At 69.5% G+C, this 1,156-nt stretch carries 2 protein-coding genes; both read right to left on the bottom strand.

What is annotated here, in order from left to right:
• Positions 1-26: 26 nt before the first annotated feature.
• Positions 27-611 carry a transposase gene (locus tag ACFV57_RS42675; RefSeq protein WP_385244703.1) on the bottom strand — a complete coding sequence of 195 codons (585 nt, stop codon included), beginning with the start codon at positions 609-611 and terminating at the stop codon, positions 27-29.
• Positions 608-1,090 (bottom strand): winged helix-turn-helix domain-containing protein, encoded by a 483-nt coding sequence (locus tag ACFV57_RS42670; protein ID WP_385244700.1) that lies wholly within the window; start codon positions 1,088-1,090, stop codon positions 608-610. The genes ACFV57_RS42675 and ACFV57_RS42670 overlap by 4 nt, the downstream gene beginning before the upstream one ends.
• Positions 1,091-1,156 lie beyond the last annotated feature (66 nt).

Below are 1,156 nucleotides of genomic sequence, written 5' to 3'. Positions count from 1 at the left end.
CTACTGACCTTGAATGCGTGATGTCGTCATGGTGGGGCGGGGGTGAGTCCGGTGCCGGTGAGGCAGCCGTCGATCACGTCGCTGCGGTACTGAAGCTGTCGCAGGCCCCGCCGGACAGCAGTGATGAGGTCCTCGGGATCGGCAAAGGCCCGGTTGGCCAGGGTGGTGCGGCGCAGGATGGACCAGATGCCTTCGACCGGGTTGAGGTCGGGAGCGTAAGAGGGCAGCTGGTAGACAGTGAGCCAGTCGCGGCCGGCGATGTAGCGGCGCATGTCGGCTGCCAGGTGGGTGTTGAGATTGTCCCAGACCAACACGATCGGGCCGCCGAGCTGCTGGTGGGCGTTCTGGAGCAGGTCGCGGTAGTCGCTCCAGGCGAAGCTCTTGCGTCCGCCCGAACGGTTGTCGGGTCGCGGCCGGTAGATCAGCCGGGAGGGGTGTCCGGGCTTGTAGCAGGCCAGGGCGGCGATGGACAGGCGCCGACGGGAACGGCCACGGACTCGCACGACGGGAGTGTGGCCGCGCCGGGACCAGGTGCGGCTGGTGGGCGGAGTCATCGCGAACCCGGCCTCGTCCTCGAACACCAGCCAGGCCCCGAGCTCCGCCGCGGTCATTCCACGCGCGGCCAGGTGCCCTTCACCCAGCCGGCCACCGCCTGCTCGTCGCGCTCGACGGCCCGCCGTGCGGGCACCTGGCAGGACCAGCCGTGCCGCTTCAGCAGCGCGGCAACGCCCTGAACGGTGTAGCTCTTGTGGAACCGGCGCCCGATCAGCGTCCTGATCCTCGACAGCGTCCAGGTCTGGTCCGGCCAGCCGTGCGCCAGGGGCCCCATGTCCAGCTCCCGCTCCAGCACCGCGAACAACTCGTCGCTCAGCACCGGCAGTGAGGCCGGACCCTTCGAGGCCAGCGCCGGCACCCCGCCCTCGGCCCACGCTCTGTGCCAGCGCTGCACCGACCGGACCGTGACCCGCAGGTCGTGAGCAATGACGGCGACCTCATCACCACAGGCGAACCGCTCGGCCGCCTCCTGCCGCAACCGCTCACGAAACGCCCGCCGCTCCGCGGTCAGCCCACCACCCTGCGCATACCTCATGCAGACGGCATACCGCCGCGACCACCAAATGTCAGCCCCTGAGACATCACGCTTTGAAGGTCAGTA

The sequence above is a fragment of the Streptomyces sp. NPDC059788 genome, from assembly GCF_042732265.1.
In the GTDB taxonomy this organism is placed as follows: Bacteria; Actinomycetota; Actinomycetes; order Streptomycetales; family Streptomycetaceae; genus Streptomyces.
This window is presented reverse-complemented; position numbering and strand designations above follow the sequence as displayed.

Excerpts from the sequence above, each read along its gene's own strand:
- ACFV57_RS42670 (WP_385244700.1), bottom strand. The coding sequence starts at position 1,090 with ATGAGGTATGCGCAGGGTGGTGGGCTGACCGCGGAGCGGCGGGCGTTT.
- ACFV57_RS42675 (WP_385244703.1), bottom strand. The coding sequence starts at position 611 with ATGACCGCGGCGGAGCTCGGGGCCTGGCTGGTGTTCGAGGACGAGGCC.